The organism is Pseudomonas sp. SWI44 (genome assembly GCF_002947915.1).
In the GTDB taxonomy this organism is placed as follows: domain Bacteria; phylum Pseudomonadota; class Gammaproteobacteria; order Pseudomonadales; family Pseudomonadaceae; genus Aquipseudomonas; species Aquipseudomonas taiwanensis.
The window spans coordinates 3412210-3433608 of record NZ_CP026674.1; the positions used below are offsets into that span (position 1 = coordinate 3412210).

General features: G+C 63.2%; 23 protein-coding genes. 14 read left to right on the forward strand and 9 right to left on the reverse strand.

Going from position 1 to position 21399, the window contains the following annotated elements:
- Positions 1–52: 52 nt before the first annotated feature.
- The 6 genes from hemA (at position 53) to C4Q26_RS16145 (ending at position 5401) form a co-directional block, all read left to right on the forward strand.
- Positions 53–1330: a glutamyl-tRNA reductase gene (hemA, locus tag C4Q26_RS16120; RefSeq protein ID WP_023382355.1), complete on the forward strand. Its 1278-nt coding sequence runs from the start codon at positions 53–55 to the stop codon at positions 1328–1330.
- Complete coding sequence (gene prfA, locus C4Q26_RS16125) at positions 1327–2409, forward strand: peptide chain release factor 1 (RefSeq protein ID WP_023382354.1); 1083 nt, start codon at positions 1327–1329, stop codon at positions 2407–2409. Before hemA ends, prfA begins: the two co-directional genes overlap by 4 nt.
- Positions 2409–3239, forward strand: a complete 831-nt coding sequence (gene prmC / locus C4Q26_RS16130) for a peptide chain release factor N(5)-glutamine methyltransferase (protein WP_023382353.1) — start codon at positions 2409–2411, stop codon at positions 3237–3239. The genes prfA and prmC overlap by 1 nt, the downstream gene beginning before the upstream one ends.
- Complete coding sequence (locus tag C4Q26_RS16135) at positions 3233–3988, forward strand: molybdopterin-synthase adenylyltransferase MoeB (RefSeq protein ID WP_104883310.1); 756 nt, start codon at positions 3233–3235, stop codon at positions 3986–3988. The genes prmC and C4Q26_RS16135 overlap by 7 nt, the downstream gene beginning before the upstream one ends.
- Positions 3981–4778, forward strand: coding sequence for a glutamate racemase (murI, locus tag C4Q26_RS16140; RefSeq protein ID WP_104883311.1), 798 nt, complete (start codon positions 3981–3983; stop codon positions 4776–4778). The genes C4Q26_RS16135 and murI overlap by 8 nt, the downstream gene beginning before the upstream one ends.
- 104 nt (positions 4779–4882) lie before the next feature.
- Positions 4883–5401: an acyloxyacyl hydrolase gene (locus tag C4Q26_RS16145; protein WP_023382350.1), complete on the forward strand. Its 519-nt coding sequence runs from the start codon at positions 4883–4885 to the stop codon at positions 5399–5401.
- A 37-nt stretch (positions 5402–5438) separates the two neighbouring features.
- On the opposite strand, the gene C4Q26_RS16150 is transcribed toward C4Q26_RS16145, so the two are convergent.
- From C4Q26_RS16150 to C4Q26_RS16170, 5 genes are all read right to left on the reverse strand, one after another.
- Positions 5439–6137, reverse strand: coding sequence for an SDR family oxidoreductase (locus tag C4Q26_RS16150; protein WP_104883312.1), 699 nt, complete (start codon positions 6135–6137; stop codon positions 5439–5441).
- Positions 6134–7576, reverse strand: coding sequence for a deoxyribodipyrimidine photo-lyase (phrB, locus tag C4Q26_RS16155; RefSeq protein WP_023382348.1), 1443 nt, complete (start codon positions 7574–7576; stop codon positions 6134–6136). The genes C4Q26_RS16150 and phrB overlap by 4 nt, the downstream gene beginning before the upstream one ends.
- A complete protein-coding gene (locus C4Q26_RS16160) occupies positions 7567–8463 on the reverse strand; it encodes a MerR family transcriptional regulator (protein ID WP_023382347.1) in 897 nt (298 codons plus the stop codon). The genes phrB and C4Q26_RS16160 overlap by 10 nt, the downstream gene beginning before the upstream one ends.
- Entirely contained in the window at positions 8453–9421 is a 969-nt protein-coding gene (locus C4Q26_RS16165; RefSeq protein WP_104883313.1) for a DUF523 and DUF1722 domain-containing protein, read from the reverse strand. The genes C4Q26_RS16160 and C4Q26_RS16165 overlap by 11 nt, the downstream gene beginning before the upstream one ends.
- A gap of 105 nt (positions 9422–9526) precedes the next feature.
- Positions 9527–10513: an NAD(P)/FAD-dependent oxidoreductase gene (locus C4Q26_RS16170; RefSeq protein ID WP_023382345.1), complete on the reverse strand. Its 987-nt coding sequence runs from the start codon at positions 10511–10513 to the stop codon at positions 9527–9529.
- 199 nt (positions 10514–10712) lie between these two features.
- On the opposite strand from C4Q26_RS16170, the gene C4Q26_RS16175 reads away from it, so the two are divergent.
- Together C4Q26_RS16175 and hemH are read left to right on the forward strand one after the other, a co-directional pair.
- Positions 10713–11618 carry a TIGR01777 family oxidoreductase gene (locus tag C4Q26_RS16175; RefSeq protein ID WP_023382343.1) on the forward strand — a complete coding sequence of 302 codons (906 nt, stop codon included), beginning with the start codon at positions 10713–10715 and terminating at the stop codon, positions 11616–11618.
- A 13-nt stretch (positions 11619–11631) separates the two neighbouring features.
- Complete coding sequence (gene hemH, locus C4Q26_RS16180; RefSeq protein ID WP_104883314.1) at positions 11632–12645, forward strand: ferrochelatase; 1014 nt, start codon at positions 11632–11634, stop codon at positions 12643–12645.
- A gap of 77 nt (positions 12646–12722) precedes the next feature.
- On the opposite strand, the gene C4Q26_RS16185 is transcribed toward hemH, so the two are convergent.
- Positions 12723–13997 carry a uracil-xanthine permease family protein gene (locus tag C4Q26_RS16185; RefSeq protein ID WP_023382341.1) on the reverse strand — a complete coding sequence of 425 codons (1275 nt, stop codon included), beginning with the start codon at positions 13995–13997 and terminating at the stop codon, positions 12723–12725.
- Between the two features lie 2 nt (positions 13998–13999).
- Positions 14000–14638 carry a uracil phosphoribosyltransferase gene (gene upp, locus C4Q26_RS16190; protein ID WP_023382340.1) on the reverse strand — a complete coding sequence of 213 codons (639 nt, stop codon included), beginning with the start codon at positions 14636–14638 and terminating at the stop codon, positions 14000–14002.
- Between the two features lie 162 nt (positions 14639–14800).
- Here upp and C4Q26_RS16195 point away from each other — a divergent pair, with 162 nt between their 5' ends.
- The 4 genes from C4Q26_RS16195 to C4Q26_RS16210 all read left to right on the forward strand — a co-directional run bounded on the left by C4Q26_RS16195 (position 14801) and on the right by C4Q26_RS16210 (position 16776).
- Positions 14801–15358: a hypoxanthine-guanine phosphoribosyltransferase gene (locus C4Q26_RS16195; protein WP_023382339.1), complete on the forward strand. Its 558-nt coding sequence runs from the start codon at positions 14801–14803 to the stop codon at positions 15356–15358.
- 2 nt (positions 15359–15360) lie between these two features.
- The gene (locus tag C4Q26_RS16200) at positions 15361–15834 is read left to right on the forward strand and encodes a WbuC family cupin fold metalloprotein (protein ID WP_023382338.1); all 474 of its coding nucleotides are present in this window, start codon (positions 15361–15363) and stop codon (positions 15832–15834) included.
- Positions 15835–15946: 112 nt separating this feature from the next.
- Positions 15947–16417 carry a hypothetical protein gene (locus C4Q26_RS16205; protein ID WP_023382337.1) on the forward strand — a complete coding sequence of 157 codons (471 nt, stop codon included), beginning with the start codon at positions 15947–15949 and terminating at the stop codon, positions 16415–16417.
- A 68-nt stretch (positions 16418–16485) separates the two neighbouring features.
- Positions 16486–16776 (forward strand): PA4642 family protein, encoded by a 291-nt coding sequence (locus C4Q26_RS16210; RefSeq protein ID WP_023382336.1) that lies wholly within the window; start codon positions 16486–16488, stop codon positions 16774–16776.
- A 122-nt stretch (positions 16777–16898) separates the two neighbouring features.
- On the opposite strand, the gene mqo is transcribed toward C4Q26_RS16210, so the two are convergent.
- Positions 16899–18404 carry a malate dehydrogenase (quinone) gene (mqo, locus tag C4Q26_RS16215; RefSeq protein ID WP_023382335.1) on the reverse strand — a complete coding sequence of 502 codons (1506 nt, stop codon included), beginning with the start codon at positions 18402–18404 and terminating at the stop codon, positions 16899–16901.
- A gap of 765 nt (positions 18405–19169) precedes the next feature.
- Between mqo and C4Q26_RS16220 the strand changes: the two genes are divergently transcribed.
- Positions 19170–19754: a YajG family lipoprotein gene (locus tag C4Q26_RS16220; RefSeq protein WP_023382334.1), complete on the forward strand. Its 585-nt coding sequence runs from the start codon at positions 19170–19172 to the stop codon at positions 19752–19754.
- Between the two features lie 165 nt (positions 19755–19919).
- On the forward strand, positions 19920–20180 hold the full coding sequence (locus C4Q26_RS16225) for a hypothetical protein (protein ID WP_023382333.1): 261 nt from the start codon (positions 19920–19922) through the stop codon (positions 20178–20180).
- 36 nt (positions 20181–20216) lie between these two features.
- Here C4Q26_RS16225 and C4Q26_RS16230 read toward each other — a convergent pair whose 3' ends face one another.
- A complete protein-coding gene (locus tag C4Q26_RS16230) occupies positions 20217–21386 on the reverse strand; it encodes a 1-acyl-sn-glycerol-3-phosphate acyltransferase (RefSeq protein ID WP_162144447.1) in 1170 nt (389 codons plus the stop codon).
- Between the last annotated feature and the right edge of the window lie 13 nt (positions 21387–21399).

The window sequence follows — 21399 nt, forward strand, 5'->3', positions numbered from 1 at the left end:
AACCTGTGAAAGAGGACAATTATCGGCTTCTCGTCACAACCAGCGACCTTGCATGGCCTTTCTTGCACTTGGTATCAACCATAAGACTGCCTCGGTAGACGTACGCGAGCGCGTGGCGTTTACCCCAGAGCAGCTGGTAGACGCCCTGCAGCAGCTCTGTCGACTGACCGCCAGCCGCGAAGCGGCGATTCTGTCGACCTGCAACCGTAGCGAGCTCTATATAGAGCAGGACCACCTGTCCGCCGATGCCGTCCTGAAGTGGCTGGCCGACTATCACCGGCTGAGCCTGGATGAGCTGCGCGCCAGCGCCTACATCCATGAAGAGCACGATGCCGTGAAGCATATGATGCGGGTGGCCTCCGGACTGGACTCGCTGGTGCTCGGCGAGCCGCAGATCCTCGGCCAGATGAAGTCGGCCTACGCCGTGGCCCGCGAGGCCGGCACCATCGGACCGCTGCTCGGGCGCTTGTTCCAGGCGACCTTCAGCGCCGCCAAGCAGGTACGGACCGATACCGCGATCGGCGAGAACCCGGTGTCGGTTGCCTTCGCCGCCGTCAGCCTGGCGCGGCAGATCTTCAGCGACCTGGGCCGCAGCCAGGCCCTGCTGATCGGTGCGGGCGAGACCATTACCCTGGTCGCCCGTCACCTCCACGAGCAAGGCGTGCGCCGGATCGTGGTTGCCAACCGGACCCTGGAGCGGGCCAGTATCCTGGCCGAACAGTTCGGTGCCCATGCCGTGCTGCTGGCGGACATTCCGCAGGAACTGGCCAACAGCGACATCGTCATCAGCTCCACTGCCAGTCAGTTGCCGATCCTCGGCAAAGGCGCGGTGGAAAGCGCGCTGAAACAACGTCGGCACAAGCCGATCTTCATGGTCGATATCGCCGTGCCGCGAGACATCGAGCCTGAAGTCGGTGAGCTCGATGACGTGTACTTGTACACGGTCGATGACCTGCACGAAGTGGTCGCCGAAAACCTCAAGAGCCGCCAGGGTGCGGCGCAGGCTGCCGAAGAGCTGGTCTCGGTGGGCGCCGAGGACTTCATGGCGCGCCTGCGCGAGCTGGCGGCGGTTGATGTGCTGCGTGCCTATCGCCAGCAAAGCGAGCGCCTGCGCGACGAAGAACTGCAAAAGGCCCAGCGACTGCTGGCCAACGGCGGCAACCCCGAAGATGTACTGGCCCAACTGGCCCGGGGGCTGACCAACAAACTCCTGCATGCGCCCAGCGTGCAACTGAAAAAGCTCTCGGCCGAGGGCCGCCTCGATGCGCTGGCCATGGCCCAGGAACTCTTTGCCCTCAACGAGGGCTCGACGGACAAAACCCCGCAATGAAAGCGTCGCTGCTGAACAAACTGGACACGCTCCAGGACCGCTTCGAGGAACTCACCGCCCTGCTCGGTGACGCCGAAGTCATTTCCGACCAGACCCGATTCCGCGCCTATTCCCGTGAATACGCCGAAGTCGAGCCGGTGATCGCTGCCTATAAAGAGTGGCGCAAGGTTCAGGACGACCTCGAAGGCGCCCAGGCCCTGCTCAAGGATGCCGACCCCGACCTGCGCGAAATGGCGGTGGAGGAGGTGCGGGAGGCCAAGGAGCAACTGGTGGGCCTGGAGTCGCAACTGCAGCGCATGCTGCTGCCCAAGGACCCCAACGACGGTCGCAACGTGTTCCTGGAGATTCGCGCAGGTACCGGCGGTGATGAGGCGGCGATCTTTTCCGGTGACCTGTTCCGCATGTATTCACGCTATGCCGAGCGGCGCGGCTGGCGCCTTGAGATCCTCTCGGAGAACGAGGGCGAGCATGGCGGCTATAAAGAGATCATCGCGCGTGTCGAAGGCGACAATGTCTACGGCAAGCTGAAGTTCGAGTCTGGCGCGCACCGCGTGCAGCGAGTGCCGGAAACCGAGTCCCAGGGCCGCATCCATACCTCCGCATGCACGGTGGCGGTGTTGCCTGAGCCCGACGAGCAAGTGGCCATCGAGATCAACCCCGCTGACTTGCGGGTCGACACCTACCGTGCTTCGGGTGCTGGCGGCCAGCACGTCAACAAGACCGACTCGGCAATCCGCATCACCCACTTGCCGACCGGTATCGTGGTCGAGTGCCAGGAGGAGCGTTCGCAGCACAAGAACCGTGCGCGGGCCATGTCCTGGTTGTCGGCCAAGCTCAATGACATGCAGACCAGTGCCGCCCAGAACGCCATCGCCAGCGAGCGCAAGCTGTTGGTCGGCTCGGGTGACCGCTCCGAGCGTATCCGTACCTACAATTATCCACAGGGCCGGGTGACCGATCACCGTATCAACCTGACTCTCTATTCCCTCGACGACATCCTCGCCGGTGGCGTGGAGGCCGTGATCGAGCCGTTGCTGGCCGAGTACCAGGCCGATCAATTGGCTGCCCTGGGGGAATAATGACCATCATCGCCAGCTTGCTGCGCAACGCGCAGCTGCCGGATTCGCCCACTGAGCGACTGGATGCCGAACTGTTGCTGGCCGCGGCCATCGGTAAGTCGCGCAGCTACCTGCACACCTGGCCCGAGCGGATCGTCAGCAGCGAGGCGGCGGACGTCTTCGCCAGTTACCTCGAGCGCCGTCGCGCCGGAGAACCGGTGGCCTATATCCTCGGGCAGCAGGGCTTCTGGAAGATCGACCTGGAGGTCGCGCCACACACCCTGATTCCGCGTCCCGATACCGAGCTGCTGGTAGAAACAGCCCTCCAGCTGCAGCCAGCCTCGCCAGCCAGGGTGCTCGACCTGGGTACCGGTACCGGTGCCATCGCCTTGGCGCTGGCCAGCGACTGCCCGGCCTGGCAGGTGACGGCGGTGGACCGTGTCGACGAGGCAGTGGCCCTTGCCGAGCGCAATCGCCAGCGCCTGGGCCTCGATAACGTGAAGGTGTTGGCCAGCCATTGGTTCGACAGCCTGGCGGGGCAACGCTTCGACCTCATCCTGAGCAACCCGCCCTACATCGCCGCAGAGGACCCGCACCTGGCGGAGGGCGACGTGCGCTTCGAACCGAGCAGCGCCCTGGTGGCGGGGCCCGATGGCCTGGATGATCTGCGGATAATCGTCGACCAGGCGCCGGAGCACTTGCTGCCGGGTGGTTGGCTGTTGCTCGAGCACGGTTATGATCAAGCGACTTCGGTGCAGGCGTTGCTGACTGCCCGGGGCTTTACCGAGGTCGCCAGCCGCAAGGACCTGGGCGGCCACGAACGCATCACGATGGGACGTCTGCCATGTTGAGTGACCAGGAACTGTTGCGTTATAGCCGGCAGGTGCTGCTGGCCCAAGTCGATATCGATGGCCAACTGCGGCTCAAGCGCAGCAAGGCGCTGATCGTCGGCCTCGGCGGCCTCGGCTCGCCGGTCGCACTGTACCTGGCGGCGGCAGGCGTGGGCGAACTGCACCTGGCGGACTTCGACACCGTAGACCTGACCAACCTGCAACGGCAGGTGATCCACGACAGCACCAGCGTCGGCATGAGCAAGGTGGACTCGGCGATCCAGCGTCTGCAGGCGATCAACCCCGAAGTGAACCTGGTTGCCCATCGCCATGCACTGGACGATGACTCCCTGGCTGCGGCGGTGGCGGCGGTTGACCTGGTGCTGGACTGCTCGGACAACTTCGCCACCCGCGAAGCCGTCAACGCGGCCTGTGTGGCCGCCTGCAAGCCGTTGGTCAGCGGTGCGGCCATTCGCCTGGAAGGGCAGCTTTCGGTGTTCGACCCGCGCCGCGACAACAGCCCTTGCTACCACTGCCTGTATGGCCATGGCAGCGAGGCCGAGCTGACCTGCAGCGAGGCCGGCGTCATCGGGCCGCTGGTCGGGCTGGTGGGCAGCTTGCAGGCCCTTGAGGCGATGAAACTGCTGGCTGGTTTCGGCGAGCCGCTGGTGGGGCGCTTGCTGTTGATCGACGCACTGGGCACGCGCATGCGCGAGCTGCGGGTCAAGCGCGACCCGGCTTGTGCCGTGTGTGGTAACCGGCATGGCTGAACGCTCGGCGCCGGTCGGCGTGATGGATTCGGGGGTCGGCGGATTGTCGGTGCTCGCCGAAATCCAGCGCCTGCTGCCTGGCGAGTCGCTGTTGTACGTGGCCGATTGCGGCCATGTGCCCTACGGTGAGAAATCGGCGGAGTACATCCGTGAACGCTGCAGGCACATTGCCGAGTTCTTCCACGCACAAGGGGCCAAGGCCATGGTCCTGGCGTGCAATACCGCCACGGTGGCGGCGGTGGCCGACCTGCGTGAGCGCTACCCGGATTGGCCGCTGGTGGGCATGGAGCCTGCGGTAAAACCGGCTGCGGCGGCGACTCGCTCCGGGGTGGTCGGTGTTCTGGCCACCACCGGCACGCTGCAAAGTGCCAAGTTCGCCGCCTTGCTGGACCGCTTTGCCAATGACGTGCAGGTTGTCACCCAGCCGTGCCCGGGACTGGTCGAGCGGATCGAAACCGGCGACCTTGGCAGTGCGCAGCTGCGCCAGTTGCTGCTGGGCTACGTACAGCCGCTGTTGGACGCGGGCTGCGATACGCTGATTCTGGGGTGCACCCATTATCCCTTCCTACGCCCGCTGCTGGCTGAAATGGTGCCGGCGGACGTTGCGATCATCGACACCGGCGCCGCGGTTGCGCGGCAGTTGCACCGTTTGCTGGCCGCTCGCGATCTGCTGGCCGACGGGCCGGCGCAGGCGGCACGCTTCTGGAGCAGTGCCGACCCGCAAGCCCTGAGCAATATCCTGCCTTTGCTATGGCATGAGTCCGATCGTGTGCAACGCTTCCCGTTGTAACCACAGCGCGGAATAAAGCTGAACTATCGTGCTATCGCCGATTTCTACTATTTGCCTGGCACAAGGCGAACAGTCATAACACATCAGGAAGAAGGAAGTTTCCCATGAAGAAACGGCTTGGCGTGGCGGCGGCTGCCGCCTGGATTCTGGGGCATGTGGTAACGGCGCAGGCCGCCGATGTTTCGTTTTCGGTGGGCCAGACCGGTGACTCCACACAGGTCTATCGCCTGGGGCTGCAATCGAACTGGGACGCCAGTTGGTGGCAAACCCGCGTGGGCAGGCTGACGGGCTACTGGGATGGGGCCTACAGCTATTGGGACGGTGACGAAACCGCCAGCAACCACAGCCTGTCGTTTGCGCCTGTCTTCGTGTACGAGTTCGCCGGGGAGTCGGTCAAGCCTTACATCGAGGCCGGTATTGGCGTTGCGTTGTTCTCCAGCACCGAGCTGGAAAGCAACGAACTTGGCTCGTCCTTCCAGTTCGAAGATCGCATCGGCGTGGGCCTGCGCTTTGCCGGTGGCCATGAGTTGGGTATCCGGGCCATTCACTATTCCAACGCGGGCATCAGGCAGCCCAACGATGGTGTAGAAAGCTACAGCTTGCATTACCGCATGCCGCTGTGAGCACGGCCCCGCCGCGGGGCCATGCTGGCGTGTGTCCTCAGCGTGGCAAGGGCCACAGGTTGCTCAGCGTCAGGGCTTCGAGCACCAGTTCAGGCTCACGCTGAGGCAGCCGACGTATCAGTTCATCGGCCGTACGCTCCGGCGTCCACTGCTCAGGTATGGCCTGGGCCGATGAAGCCGGGCTTTGCATGGCCTGCGGCGCCACCAGCGTCAGCCCGACTCCAAGGATCTGCAGCTCTTGACGCTGTTCGCGCAGCCACTGCGCGGTGCTGTTGGCGCCGCTGGGCATGCGTGTCGGCGAGTACAACTGAAGGGCGGAATAACGGCTGAGCAACGCCATTACTTGTGGCGCATCGCGCTTGACCAGCAAGGGCAGGGCGCTGGTGAGGCAGTGCTCGCTGGCGTGCAGGTTGGTGCTGACGATGGCTTCGAACAGCTCGGCCTCAGGGAGGTCATCGGCCAGGTAGTCGCACGTTCCGGCATTGAGGATCAGGCAGTCCAGCCCCCCCCAGTTGCGCAGGATCGACGCCGCGGCTGCCTGAGCCTGCTCGAGCAGCGGCAATTGCCCTGGTACGCGCAGCAACTGTTGGGGGTACCGCTTTGCCAATCCATCCAGCGCTTCGCTGTCCCTGCCACTGGCGGCGACGCGGTGCCCGCCTTCCAGCAACTGCTCCACCAAGGCCAGCCCTAGTCCATTACTGGCGCCTGTTACCCAGAAATCCAGTGTGTTGTTCAATGTGCTGCCCTCTGATCCTGCCGGCGCGGAAGGCCTTTGAAAGCTTCCAGGGCGCGCTGGCGACTGCTTGTGAGATCGACGATTGGATGGTGATAGGATTTATTAGCAAAAAGATCGGCCGCCTTCATCGGCTCATGAACCCTTTCGTCGCCCAGGTCCGACAATTCCGGTAGCCAGTGGCGGATGAAGCGCCCTTGGGGGTCGAAGCGCTGCGACTGGGAGACCGGGTTGAAGATACGGAAGTACGGCACCGAGTCGGTGCCGGTGGAGGCGCTCCATTGCCAGCCCCCATTGTTGGCGGCGAGGTCGCCATCGATCAGGTGGCGCATGAAGTGCCGCTCGCCCAGGCGCCAGTCGATCAGTAGGTTCTTGCTCAGGAACATGGCGACGATCATGCGCAGACGGTTGTGCATCCAACCGGTTTCCAGCAGTTGGCGCATGGCGGCATCGATGATCGGGAAACCGGTACGGCCTTCCTTCCAGGCGTTGAAGTCGGCAGGGGCGTCGCGCCATGGCAGGGCTTCGGTCTGGTCGCGGAAGGCACGGTGTCGGGAGACCTGTGGATAACCATTGAGGATGTGTTTATAGAACTCCCGCCACAGCAACTCGTTGATCCAGGTCTGTATACCTGCGCTGCCACTGTCCAATTCGCCTCGGTTGTGGGCCAGTGCAGCGTGCAGGCACTGGCGGGGCGAGATCACGCCAGCGGCCAGATAGGCAGACAGTTGACTGGTGCCCGGCTCAGCTGGCAGGTCGCGCAGGTGCTGGTAGTTCTCGATGGTTTCATCGAGAAAGCGCTGGAGCCGCTTCTGTGCTTCATCCTCGCCCGCAGGCCAGAGCGTTCGCAGGGTATCGGTTGGCGTATCGAAACCTTCGATCCGCTCCGGGACCGGGTCGCTCGGAATGTTCAGCGGGGCCTGGCATTGCACCCGGCCAGCCAGTGCCGGCAGGCCCAGATGCAGCCGCTCGAAGCAGGCCTTCTTGAATTGGCCGAACACCTGGAAGTACTGGCCGCTGCGCGTCAGGACGGTGCCGGGGCGCAACAGCAACTGGTCGAGGTAGCTGTGCGCCTGTATGCCGGATTGCTCCAGCAGGCGACGCGTTGCTTCGTCGCGACGGTGTTCGTGGATGCCGTACTCCTCGTTCCAGTGCACGGCTTCTACCTGCAGTTGCTTGCAGACCGCGAGCAGGGTCTCGGGGGCCTGGTCCCAGCGTTCGACCGTGCGGATCAGCAGCGGGATGTTCAGGGCCTTCAGCGACTGACGCAGCGTGCGCAGGTTGCGCAGCCAGAAGTCGACCTTGCAGGGGGCATCGTCGTGGTCCTGCCATTGGCCGGGACTGGCCAGCCAGATGGCCACGGTGGGGCCGCGCTCACAGGCGGCGCTCAAGGCAGTGTTGTCGGTAACGCGCAGGTCGGTGCGCAGCCAGATCAATTGCATGGCAGGGTCAACTCTTCAGGCAGACGGCCCTGGCGTTGGAGCAAACGCAGGGCCGCCTGTGGGGTATCGAACAGAAACAGCTGGTCAAGATCCAGCGCCTGCAACGGTGGGGTATGCAGGGCAACGGTCAAGCCGCCCAGCAACTTCATCCCGTCCACTTCGGCCAGGGTCCGGTGCAGGGCTTTCAGGTCGACGCGTGGGCCCAGGTGCAGCAACAGTGCGCGGGGCCGCAGGGCGGCGACGGCGCGTTGCAACTCTGGCCCGCTGACGGGGTATTCGAGCACCTCCACGGCGATGCCGTTGCTGCTGAGGAGCCAGGCATACAGCCACAAGCTGATGTCGAAAGGCCGTTCGCTGTCTTCGGCGAGCAGCACTGGCGGGCCGGACAGCAACTGGTTGTCGTGATAGACCCGAGCGCCCAGTTTGCTGCGCAGCCAGGTGTGGAAGAACACCTGCTCAAGGCGGGCGTTGAAGTAGCTGCGCCAGCGCTGTGCGAGGCTGTCGAGCAAGGGCAGCAGCAACTGCTCGCACAGGGTGATGGCAGGGTAGAGGGCCATCACCTGGTTCAGTTGCTGGTCGAGTGCGCGTTGCGAGAGGCTGGCGACGGCCTCGATCAAGTGTTCCTGACGGGCCTGCCAGTCGCCCTGGGGCGCGCTGTTGGCAGGCTGGTCGAGCAGCTCGCGTACTTGGCCGACCGATGCACCGCGTTCCAACCAGGCAAGAATGGCCTCGACGCGCGCCAGCTGGTCCAGCGGATACAGCCGGTGGCCTTTGCTGGTGCGCTGCGGCTTGAGCAGACCATAGCGCCGTTCCCACGCCCGGAGGGTGACTGGGTTTACGCCGGTGCGGCGAGCCAGCTCGCCGATGGGTAGCAGTTCAGACGGCATTGCGCAGCCCCAGGTCCTCGGGGTGAGGTTGCAGGTAGGCCTGCTGTAGCAAGTAAGGATCCGGGTGCTTGCGCAAATGGTGCTTGAGCAGGGTCAGGGGTACCACCAGCGGTATCACGCCCTGCTGGTACTGGCCGATGATGGTTTGCAACTCGGCCTTGTCCTGCGCACTGAGTGAGTCCTTGAGGTAGCCGGTGAGGTGCTGCAGGACGTTGCCATGGGTGCCGCGGCTGGCACAGCGACGCAGGGCCTGCATGAGTAGGCTGAAGTAACGCGGCCCTATCACCAACGGGTCGTCGTACTTGCGCATGTTGCCAAGCAGGCGGCCGAGCTCGCGATAGGCCTGGGGATTGTTGGCCATCAGCAGGTACTTGTAGCGCGAGTGAAAGCGGATCAGTGCACCACGGCTCAGGCCCTCGGCCAGCAGGTGTTGCCAATCGGCGTAGGCGTAGACGCGGCTGATGAAGTTTTCCCGCAGCACCGGGTCGTGCAGGCGGCCTTCCTCCTCCACCGGCAGGTCTGGGCGCCGTTCGCAGAAAGCCGCCGCGAACGCGCCACGCCCGCCTTTGCGCGCTGGGTGCCCGGCCTCCTGATAGACCTTGACCCGTTCCAGCCCGCACGAGGGGGACTTCTGCATGAAGATGTAGCCGCAGATATCGTGCAGTTGAGTGGCCATCTGCTCGCCGTAGGCACGCAGCGGCCCTGACAGGTCGGTACCGGGGTTGCGTGTGCCGACCACTTCAGGCTTTTCGGGGTCGCCCACCAGACGGATGGCGTCTCGGGGAATGCCAAGGCCGATGGCCACTTCAGGGCACACCGGCATCCATTCGAAGTGCTGTTCGAGCTGGCCGAGGCACAATTCGGACGCCTTGTGCCCGCCGTTGTAACGCACGTTGTGCCCGGTAAGGCAGGCGCTGATGCCGATTCGAGGCTTACGGTGGGCAGAAGGCTCGAGCATGGTTGTCTCCGGAGACCTGTACAGAAATAAATGTGTGTACAAGGCTATTCCAGCACAACCAGAAATTTATGCAACCTGGTTTTTTTGTATAGGTTTAGCGCTCGCTTACTCAAGGTGTTCCAGAAGGCGGCGTGCGGCCTCCTGGCCACTGAGCCAGGCACCTTCGACCCGTCCGGACAGGCACCAATCGCCACAGGCATACAGGCCTTGGTCGGCATCGGCCAGGGCGCCCCATTCGTGATTGCCCGCTGGGCGCGCGTACAGCCAGCGGTGGGCGAGGGAGAACGTCGGAGGTGGCACCACGCAACCGATCAACTCGGCGAACTCTCCCAACAGTTGTTCGATCACTTCGTCCTTGTGCAGGTCGATGTGGTGTCTGCTCCAGGTGGAGGTGGCGTGCAGGACCCAAGTATCGAGATGCCCGTCCCGTCCTGGCTTGCTGCGATTACGGGCCAGCCAGTCGAGCGGGTTGTCCTGGACGAAGCAGCCTTGCATCGGGGTGTCCAAGGGTGTCTGGAAGCCCAGGGCAATGGCCCAGGTCGGCTCCATCGTCACCCCTGCCGCGACGGCGGCGAGCTTGGGCGTAGCGGCAAGCAGCGGAGTGGCCTGAGGCGCCGGCACTGCGATGACCACGCGGCTGTAGGGACCATGGCTGCAGCCTTCGGTGTCCTGCAGGTGCCAGAACTGTTTGCCACGGAAGACCTCGGCGATGCGGCAGCCGAAGTTGACTGTCACATCCTTGAGTAGCCCACGGGTGATCGCGCTCATGCGAGGCACGCCGACCCAGCGGGTCTGCTCGTCGGGGGAGGGGGTCAGTTCGCCGTCGCGGTAGTTGTACAACTGCGGCTTCCATTGCGCGGCCCAGCCGTTGGCGACCCACTGTTGCACCTGCTCGACGAAGCGTCGATCGCGGGCAGTGAAGTACTGGGCGCCCAGATCGAGCGCACCGGCCTCACTGCGTTTGCTGGCCATGCGACCGCCACTGCCATGGCCCTTGTCGAACAAATGGACGGCCTGCCCGGCCTTCTGCAAGGCCTGGGCGGCGGACAGGCCGGCTATGCCGGCACCGATGATAGCGATTGGTACTGTCATGATGGCCTCTTCGAACCGTGCTGTTACGCAGACTACGCTGTCAGGCAAACCTGTACAATGCATAATTTTTGTATAAGGTTATGCTGCTTCATGGAACAGGGTGGCCTATGTTTAACGAGAGCGTTGGGTCAAACATCTGGTCAGGAAAGTGCCTTGATCTTAAAAATAGACCACAGCGGCACTCCACGAGGACACAGCCATGCATATATTGCTGACAGGCGGTACCGGCTTGATTGGCCAGCACCTGTGCCAACTCTGGTCAAGCCAGGGTCATCGTCTCACGGTCTGGAGCCGCCGCCCCGAACAAGTGCCCAGGTTGTGTGGCAGTGGGGTGCGTGGGATAGCCCGGCTGGAAGACCTGGCCGCCGACGAAGTGCTTGATGCGGTGGTCAATCTGGCCGGCGCGCCCATTGCGGACCGACCTTGGACGGCGGGCCGGCGCAGCGTGCTCTGGGCCAGCCGGGTCACCCTGACCGAACAATTGCTGGCCTGGCTCGAGGCCAGGGCACAACGTCCCGAGGTGCTGGTTTCAGGGTCCGCCGTGGGGTGGTACGGAGATGGCGGTGAGCGTGAGCTGACCGAGTCCTCGCCGCCTGTGCGTGAGGATTTCGCCAGCCAGCTGTGCATCGCCTGGGAAGAAACCGCATCGCGCGCCCAAGCCTTGGGCATACGTGTGGTGCTGGTGCGAACCGGCTTGGTACTGGCTGCCGATGGCGGCTTTTTGTCGCGCCTGCGCCTGCCGTTCAAACTCGGCCTGGGCGGGCCTTTGGGCGATGGCCGGCAGTGGATGCCCTGGGTCCACATAGACGATGAAATCGCCTTGATTGATTTTCTGTTGAAGCATAAGGACGCTAGCGGTCCTTATAATGCCTGCGCCCCTGAACCTGTGCGCAACCGCGAGTTCGCCAGGCGTCTGGGCCGGACCCTGCACCGGCCAGCAGTGCTGCCGGTACCCAGGCTGCTGCTGAAGGCAGGCCTGGGCGAGTTGTCGATCCTGCTGCTCGGCGGCCAACGGGCCCGCCCAGCGCGCTTGCTGGCGGCGGGCTTCACGTTCCGTTTCAACGATCTGCAATCGGCGCTGGACAGCCTGTCCAGCCGCCTCTGACATAGGACGCTGCATGACCGATCACGCCCTGCTACTGGTCAACCTGGGTTCACCCGCCAGCACCTCGGTGGCCGATGTACGCCGTTACCTCAACCAGTTCCTGATGGACCCTTATGTGATCGACCTGCCGTGGCCGGTGCGGCGTCTGCTGGTATCGCTGATCCTGATCAAGCGCCCGGAGCAGTCGGCCCATGCCTATGCCTCGATCTGGTGGGACGAGGGTTCGCCTCTGGTGGTGCTGACCCGACGCTTGCAGGCGGCCATGGTCGAGCACTGGCCCCACGGCCCCGTTGAAATTGCCATGCGCTACGGCGAGCCGGCATTGCCCGATGTGCTGGCGCGATTGGCCGCACAGGGGGTGCGCAAGGTTACCCTGGCGCCACTGTATCCCCAGTTTGCCGACAGCACGGTCACCACCGTGGTGACGCTGGCGAACCAGACGATTGCCGATAAGCAATTGCCCTTGCAGATGCGTGTGCTGCAACCGTTCTACGATCACCCCGAGTACATCGACGCCCTGGTGGCCAGTGCCAAGCCTTATCTGCAGCAGGACTACGATCACCTGTTGCTGAGTTTCCATGGCCTGCCAGAGCGCCATTTGAAAAAGCTCGATCCGACCGGCCAGCACGATTTCCAGGCCGCCGATTGCTGCAAGGACGCCAGCGCCGAAATGCGCGCGGTGTGCTATCGCGGGCAGTGCCTGGCCACGGCCAAGGCGTTTGCAGCCAGGATGGGCCTCCCGGATGGCAAATGGTCAGTGTCGTTCCAGTCTCGCCTGGGGCGGGCCAAATGGATCGAGCCCTACACCGAAACGCGTCTGGACGAACTGGGCAAGGCCGGTGTGAGGAAGCTGTTGGTGATGTGCCCGGCATTCGTGGCCGACTGCATTGAAACGCTGGAGGAAATTGGCCAGCGGGGGAGTGAGCAGTTTGTCGAGGCGGGGGGCGGGGAGTTGGTGCTGGTGCCTTGCCTGAATGACCACCCGGAGTGGGTGAGGGTGCTGGCGGGAATGTGCGAGAAGGCATAAGGCGTTTGCGCCCCCCTCTCTCAGCCGTGAACCGGCTCCCGTAGGAGCCGGCTTGCCGGCGATGGGGGCTCAGTCACTCAGGGCAACTGGTCGTCCAGTTTCTTGTGCTTCCAGCTGTCGTTGCCCGGCAGAATCAGGTTCAGCGCAATGGCCACGATGGCGCACAGGGCAATGCCCTTGAGGCCCCAGTCGTCCGGGCCGTCGCCGCTGCCGATCAACACGCCGCCGATACCGAACACCAGCGTTACCGACACGATCACCAGGTTGCGCGCCTCGGCCAGGTCGATCTTGTGGCGGATCATGGTGTTCATGCCTACCGCCGCGATCGAGCCGAACAACAGGCAGAGAATGCCGCCCATCACCGGAACCGGAATGCTCTGCAGCAATGCGCCGAACTTGCCGATGAAGGCCAGGCTGATGGCGAAGATCGCCGCCCAGGTCATGATCTTCGGGTTGTAGTTCTTGGTCAGCATCACCGCGCCAGTCACTTCGGCGTAGGTGGTATTGGGCGGGCCACCGAACAGGCCGGCCGCGGTGGTCGCCAGGCCATCGCCCAGCAAGGTGCGGTGCAGACCTGGCTTCTTCAGGTAGTCGCGACCGGTCACGCTACCGACGGCGATCACGCCGCCGATGTGTTCGATGGCCGGGGCCAGCGCCACGGGCACGATGAACAGGATGGCCTGCCAGTTGAACGCGGGCGCGGTGAAGTTGGGCAGCTCCAGCCATGGCGCGGCGGCGATCTTGGCGGTATCGACCACGCCGAAGGCGAACGACAGGGCGAAGCCCACCAGTACACCGGCGATGATCGGCACCAGGCGGAAGATACCCTTGCCGAACACGGCGACGATCAGGGTGGTCAGCAGTGCCGGCATGGAGATCAGCATGGCGGTCTTGTACGGCAGCAGCACACTGCCGTCACCGGCCTTGCCCATGGCCATGTTCGCGGCGATCGGGGCCATGGCCAGGCCAATGGAGATGATCACCGGGCCGATGACCACAGGCGGCAGCATGCGGTCGATGAAACCGGTGCCCTTGATCTTCACCATCAGGCCCATGAAGGTGTACACGAAGCCTGCGGCCATCACGCCGCCCATGGTCTCGGCCAGGCCGAACTGGCCCTTGGCGAGAATGATCGGGGTGATGAAGGCAAAGCTCGACGCCAGGAATACCGGCACTTGCCGACCGGTGACCAACTGGAACAGCAAGGTGCCGATGCCTGCGGTGAACAGCGCGACGTTCGGATCGAGGCCGGTGATCAGTGGCATCAGCACCAGCGCGCCGAATGCCACGAAGAGCATCTGCGCGCCCGAAACGACCTGGCGCCAGAGCGGGTCGTTGAAGCCGTCCTGCATGGTCAGGCGTCCTTCTGCTTGGTGCCGAAGATCTTGTCGCCAGCGTCGCCCAGGCCTGGAACGATGTAACCGTGCTCGTTCAGGTGCTGGTCGATCGACGCGGTGTAGATCTGGACGTCCGGGTGGGCTTTTTCCACCACCTCGATGCCCTCTGGCGCGGCGACCAGGACCATGGCGCGGATTTCCTTGCAGCCGGCCTTCTTCAGCAGGTCGATGGTGGCGACCATCGAGCCGCCGGTGGCCAGCATCGGGTCGATGATCAGGGCCAGGCGCTGGTTGATGTCCGGGGCGAGCTTTTCCAGGTAAGTGTGCGCTTCGAGGGTTTCTTCGTTGCGCGCAACGCCCACGGCGCTGACCTTGGCGCCCGGAATCAGGCTGAGCACGCCGTCGAGCATGCCGATACCGGCCCGCAGGATTGGCACCACGGTGATCTTCTTGCCGGCGATTTTTTCCACTTGGACCTTGCCACACCAACCGTCGATTTCGTAGGTTTCGAGCGGCAGGTCCTGGGTGGCTTCGTAGGTCAGAAGCGCGCCGACTTCCTGGGCGAGTTCGCGAAAATTCTTGGTGCTGATATCGGCACGGCGCATCAGGCCGAGCTTATGGCGGATCAGCGGATGGCGGATCTCACGAGTGGGCATAGGGGGGCTCCGAAAGGCGGGCAAAAAAACCGCGCTAGATTAATCTATTCAGCCTGTGCTGTCGTGCAGTCATTCTGGACGTTAGTCCATAAATGCTTGATTCGGGACGAGCGGATGCGTACCTTTGCCCGCTTTTCCAAAATGCACCCCCTGGAGAGCGCCATGTCCGCTGATCTCGAGCACATCCGTCAAGTCATGCGCGAAGCAGACTGCCTGTACAACGAAGCTGAGGTCGAGGCGGCCATCGCCAAAGTCGGCGAGCAGATCTGCAAGGACCTGCACGACAAGAACCCGGTGGTTTTCTGCGTGATGAACGGTGGCCTGATCTTCGCCGGCAAGCTGCTGACCCACCTGCAGTTCCCACTCGAAGCCTCTTACCTGCACGCTACCCGCTACCGCAATCAAACCAGCGGTGGCGAGCTGTTCTGGAAGGCCAAGCCGGAAGTGTCGTTCATCGACCGCGACGTGTTGATCGTCGATGACATTCTCGACGAAGGCCACACCCTCAGCGCCATCATCGACTTCTGCAAGCATGCCGGCGCCCGTTCGGTGCACACTGCCGTGCTGATCGACAAGGACCACGACCGCAAGGCCAGCCCGGACCTCAAGGCCAACTATGTCGGCCTGCCATGCGTCGATCGCTACATCTTCGGCTATGGTATGGACTACAAGGGCTACTGGCGCAACGCCAACGGCATCTTCGCGGTCAAGGGGTTGTAAGCATGCGCCGGCCTGAGTTCATCGACCAAACGCTGTTCGCCAGGCTGGCCAGCACAGCCGCCGAGGTGCCGCGCCAGCGGCATCATCACACCTTTCATGAAATGGATGAGCCGTGCCACCGGGTGGCGGTCGGCTTGCAGCCCTCCACCTACATCGCGCCGCACCGGCACCTGAGCGCCGACAAGGCTGAAACCCTGCTGGTGCTCAAGGGGCGCCTGGGCCTGCTGATTTTCAATGAAGACGGCCAGGTATGCGACAAGCGCGTGCTGCAGGCCGGTGGCGACTGCCTGGGCGTGGATCTTGTGCCTGGGCTTTATCACGGGCTGGTCGTACTGGAGCCTGACAGCATTCTGTTCGAGTGCAAGGCTGGGCCGTACCGGGCCTTGGCTGAAGGCGAGCATGCCCACTGGGCGCCGCGTGAAGGCGACGAGGGCGTGGCCCAATACCTGGCCTGGATGATCGCGCAATTCGATTGAGGCGTGCTGCCCAGCCAGGACGCCGGCGTGTGCTGGTGCCGATCCGCGGCAATAGGGCCGTACAGCCAAAACCCGGCGTGCTAGAGTGCTCCTTCATGCCAAGGAGCCTCACATGCGTGCGATTCTTTCCCTGTTGCTGGTCGTAAGCCTGCCGCTTTGCGCCGCACCGTTGCACAGCCAGTTTCTCCCACCCGATGACTTGTCATTGCGCCAGGAAGCGCCGACCGGTCAGCAGTTGCTGCAAGTGACCGACTACTCGGTGGTGGTGGGAGCCCAACGTCAGTCCGACCAGCAACCGATCCCGATCACCGCCTCGCTGCAGATGCGCCTCAAGGGCAAGCCGCTGAGCAAGGGCGCGACCATCGGCCAGGTGCTGCTGACCTTCGACGGTGAGGCCGGCAAGAGTTTGAAGAAGCCGGTGTACGACGAAAAGACCCGCACGCTGAGCCTGAATTACCCGGTCAGCGATTATCGCGTGGTCATGGACCTGCTGCGTAACGAAACTGTCTACGTGCAATTTCTGACCTACGCCAACGGCCATGTCTGGGCCGACCTGCACACCGGCACTGTACGTACGCGTTGAGGCCTGTCGCCTGAGGGGGGTAAACTGCCGGCCTTCGAAATCCCGTGATGGTCCAGTTGGAGCCGGCAATGCGCAAAGACAAGAAGCAGGTGATTGGTGACGAGATCAGCGATGACTACGTCAAGACGTTCCTTCAGTTCGAGCCGGCCGATGGCGTGACCTCGCCGTCGCTGCACAAGCTGGTCAAGGCCTATCGTGGTCTGCGTGTCGACGATTTCGAGCGCTTTGTCGGTTTCTTCGTCGAGGCCGGCCATGACTTGGACGGCAAGGACGAGCACGGCAAGACCTTCGTCGAGTTGATCGCCGACCAGCGCAATGCGCCGGAGTACATCGAGATCATCGATAAAGCCCGCGGCTGATCGGCCGCCTGAACCGGCCCTATCACCGGCGAGCCGGCTCCTACAGGGGCAGGGCGGTATAGGCGGCACAGCGAGCAGACACAAAAAAACGCCCCGAGGGGCGTTTTTTCGTTTCAGCCAGATCAGGCGTAGTGCTTGGCCGGGCTGCTTTCGACCAGATCCAGGGCCGCATCGTTGTCGGCACTGATCTTGTGGTACAGCGCGGCATCGTTGGCCAGGGTCTTCTCGCGAGCCGGGAAGATCTCCTTGAGCTTGGCAGCCCAGGCGCCCTTGGCCTGCTCGGGGAAGCAGCGCTCGATCAGTTCGAGCATGATCGACACGGTCACCGAAGCACCTGGCGATGCACCCAGCAAGGCTGCGAGGCTGCCGTCCTGGGCCGAGACCAGCTCGGTACCGAACTGCAGGATGCCGCCTTTCTTCGGGTCCTTCTTGATGATCTGCACGCGCTGACCGGCCACTTCCAGGCGCCAGTCCTCGGCTTTGGCCTGCGGGTAGAAGCGACGCAGGGATTCCAGGCGTTGCTCCATCGACTGCATCACTTCGCTGACCAGGTACTTGGTCAGGTCCATGTTGTCGCGCGCGACCGCCAGCATCGGGCCGATGTTGCCCATGCGTACAGACAGCGGCAGGTCCATGAGCGAGCCGTGCTTGAGGAACTTGGTGGTGAAGCCGGCGTACGGCCCGAACAGCAGCGATTTCTTGCCATCTACCACACGGGTATCCAGGTGCGGTACCGACATGGGCGGCGCGCCAACCGCGGCCTGGCTGTAGACCTTGGCCTGGTGTTGCTTGACGATTTCCGGGTTGTCGCAGCGCAACCACTGGCCGCTCACCGGGAAACCGCCGAAACCTTTGCTTTCCGGAATGCCGGACATTTGCAGCAGCGGCAGGGCCGCGCCACCGGCGCCGAGGAAGACGAAACGGGCGTCCACTTCACGGCTGCCGCCGCTGTTGACGTCCTTGATGCTGACGGTCCAGCCGCTGCCGTTACGGCGCAGGCCGACGACTTTCTTGCTGTACTTGACCTGGGCGTCCTGGCTGGTGCTCAGCAGCTTGAGCAGCTTGTTGGTCAGGGCGCCGAAGTTGACGTCGGTGCCCTTGAGCACGCGAGTGGCGGCGATGCGCTGGTCGGCCGGACGGCCCGGCATCATCAGCGGCATCCACTCTTTCATCACTTCCTTGTCTTCGGTGTACTCCATCTCGGCGAAGGCATGGTGCTGCTTGAGCAGCTCGAAGCGCTTCTTGAGGAAGGAGATACCCTTGTCACCTTCGACGTAGCTCAGGTGCGGCACCGGGTTGATGAAGGCGCGCGGCGAGCCGAAGCTGCCTTTTTTGCTCAGGTAGGCCCAGAACTGGCGCGAAACCTCGAACTGGGTGTTGATGTGCACGGCCTTCTTGATGTCGATGCTGCCATCGGCGGCCTGGGGCGTGTAGTTCAGCTCGCACAGCCCGGCATGGCCGGTACCTGCGTTGTTCCAGGGGTTGGAGCTTTCCGCGGCTCCGGAGTCCATCGCCTCGACGACCTCAAGCTTCAGGGTCGGGTCAAGCTCCTTGAGCAGTACGGCCAAGGTGGCACTCATGATGCCCGCGCCTACCAGTACCACATCAACCGATTCGTTCTGCGCCATTTAACGCGTCTCCACAATCTACAGCTACCTAATTGACAGCATAGGACCCCAGGGTCGCCAGGATCGCCATGTCCGACTTTTCGCAGTTCTTGCAACTTCCGCGGACACCGCCAATCAGTCTTCGGGTTCGGCTATTGAACGCCGCTTGCCACAGGTGCGGCAATTCGACTAATGGTCAAGGTGTCGTGCGTGCGTTATGGAACGACCTCAGACATCCATCCGGGATGAACGCGTTAGCCGCCTGTTCAGGGCTGTTCGGGACACATCTGCCGCTTTTACACATGCCAGACTGTTCATTTGCTCGCCACACTCTCGTGAAGTTGTGAAAAACCGTTTTTTCACGCTCTTTTGGAGACGTGAACCTCAAAAGGGGACTGCGCGATGGCAACCCACAGGTTCATGCAGTGCGAAGGGCCGGAAAAGCAGGCACGACAGCCGATGCAAGACCTGAGTGGAAGGCTCTCTGTGGGCGAAGCGTTGAAGGTGCCGGGGTCAATCGGCGAATGCGGGGCCCGATCAGGAGACGTCCTTATAATCGGGGGGAGATTATAACGATGTCGCGGGCAGAAAGGTCGTAATTCGTAGTTTTTATTGCAGCGTTTGTCTGGGAAATGCGGTGCGTGGGTGCCATCGGGGGCTTGCGCGGGTGCAAATCCCGGCTTTGGTCGGGTGCCAGAGTGGCTTTACGACGGGGCAGGCCGATGACTGGTCAGGGCCTGGCTGAGTATACTGGGGGCCTTTGCCGCATTTTCTGGAGAAACGCGCATGTTGCAACGTCTGTTGTTCGGTTTGATTGCCGTGGCCAGCCTCAGCCTGGTCGGTTGTGCCCACAGCCCGCAACAACTCAGCCCGCAACCCAAACTCACTGCCCAGCTCGCGCCGGTCGGTCATGGCCAGCCCGTGGTGGTCAAGGTCGTCGATGGGCGGGCTTCGCAATCGCTGGGTACTCGCGGTGGCATGTACCCTGAAACCAGCACCATCAGCGTCAGTGGCAACGACATCGTGCCCAAGCTGCAAGCCCAGGCAGAAGCAGCCGTGCGCCTGCTTGGCTTCACCCCGACCCCCAACGCCTACAACGCACCGCAACTGACCGTGACCCTGGCCGAGCTGAAATACCAGTCGCCCAAGGACAACCTGTATGTGACCGAGGCTACCATCGGTGCCACCTTCCGTGCCGACGTGTCCAATGCCAACCGTCGCTACAGCGGCCGCTACGGTGCATCGCTGGACCAGCGTTTCGGCATGGCGCCGAATCAGGAAACCAACACCAAGCTGGTCGGTGACGTGCTGAGCGATGCCCTCACGCGCCTGTTCAAGGACCCGACCATCGGCCAGGTCCTGGGCGAGTAACCTTCGGCTCGATCGGCCCCATCGCCGGCTCGCCGGGGATGGGGTCGACACGTTTCAAACGGCCTCGACATGAAATCGCATGACACTTTGTCGCCTGGGCCGGGCGGTGCAAGCGGAGTTGGGTAGAATGCCGGCCTTCGCTGTCGTTCTAACCGAGGTTGCGTGATGTCGTTGCAAGTGCTCTGGGGCTTCCTGGTTGCCCACCCGACCAAGCTGATCAATCTGCTGGCACTGTTGATGACGTGCCCGGGCGGATTGTTGCTGCACAGCGCCCGGCGGCGCGAAGCCGTAACCCGCGAAAGCCTGGCGATGGACGAAGGCGTGGTGGAGGCTTTCGACCTGCGCGTGCCGCGCTACTACTACATCCTGGGCTTTTCCTGCCTGGCCATGGCACTGCTGCTGTCCTGGTTCAGCACCTGGATCTGAGCCATCGCCGGCACGCCGGCGATGGGGTTCGGCCGATCAGGCCACGGGCGCCTGCTGCTTGACCTGATACTGGTTACGTACTGGCGTCGCATACTGCAATATCAGGTACGGTCGCTGCTCTTCAGGGCATGCCTCCAGCCGGCGCTGCCACTCTTCCTTGGCTCGGGCCAGTTCGTCTGCCGGGAACAGGGTCTCGGCGCTCGGCACGTGCAGCGCTTCATCCTTCTCTGCCCACATCGCGTAGGCCAGGTAGTGCACCGGGAACAACCGGTAGCCGCCGAGGATCTGCCGGTCGATTTCCTGCGCCAACTGCTTGGTGTCTTCGTAATACTCGGTCACTGGCGGAGCGAAGTTGATGTGCACCCGGCCTTTGTAGCCAGTGATGCCCTTGGCGATGCTGTTGTCATCTTCGCCAGGCGCCTTCTTGTAGGTGCCGGTGGTGGCGCGGATGTACAGCTCGCGCGCCTTGGCCAGGTCGCACGGGTCATACTCGTAGCTGATCGAGACCGGAATCAGGTTCAGGCCCTGGATCACTGCGCCGAACGGCTCGTCCTTGCGGCTCATGTGGAACATCTTGAGGATCGCCGAATCGGTGCGATCGTCACCGTCCTTGGCGCGGCCTTCGGCCTGGGCGATCCAGATCGATACGCAGTCATTACGAATCGAGTGGTTGATATAGGCCGAGAGCAGTTGGTAGGCGGCCAGCTTTTCGCGGCGACCGGTCAGCGAACGGTGCACGATGAAGCTCTTGTTCAGGCGCATCATGTCGCTGACGAAGGGCTTTTGCAGCAGGTTGTCGCCAATGGCGATGCGCGGGGTCGGCAGGCCGGCATGGTACACCGCGTAGTTGACGAAGGCCGGGTCCATGACGATGTCGCGGTGGTTGGCCAGGAACAGGTAGGCCGTACCGGACTTGAGTTGCTCTACGCCGGAATAGGTCACGCCGTCGGTGGCGCGTTCGATGGTGTGGTCGACGTAGTACTCGACCTTGTCCTGCAAGGTCGCGACGCACGTGACGCCCGCGAACTCCTTGCGCAGGCGGCGGGCGATCAGCGGCTTGAGCAGCCAGCCGAGCGGGCCCGCTGCACGCGGGAAGCGGAAGTGGGTGAGGATATCGAGGAATGCCGGGTCGCTGAGCAGGCGTGCCAGAACGGCAGGGACCTCAGCGTCGTCGTACGGTCGGATGGCATCGAATTCGCCCATCATGCTCTCTTGTTGG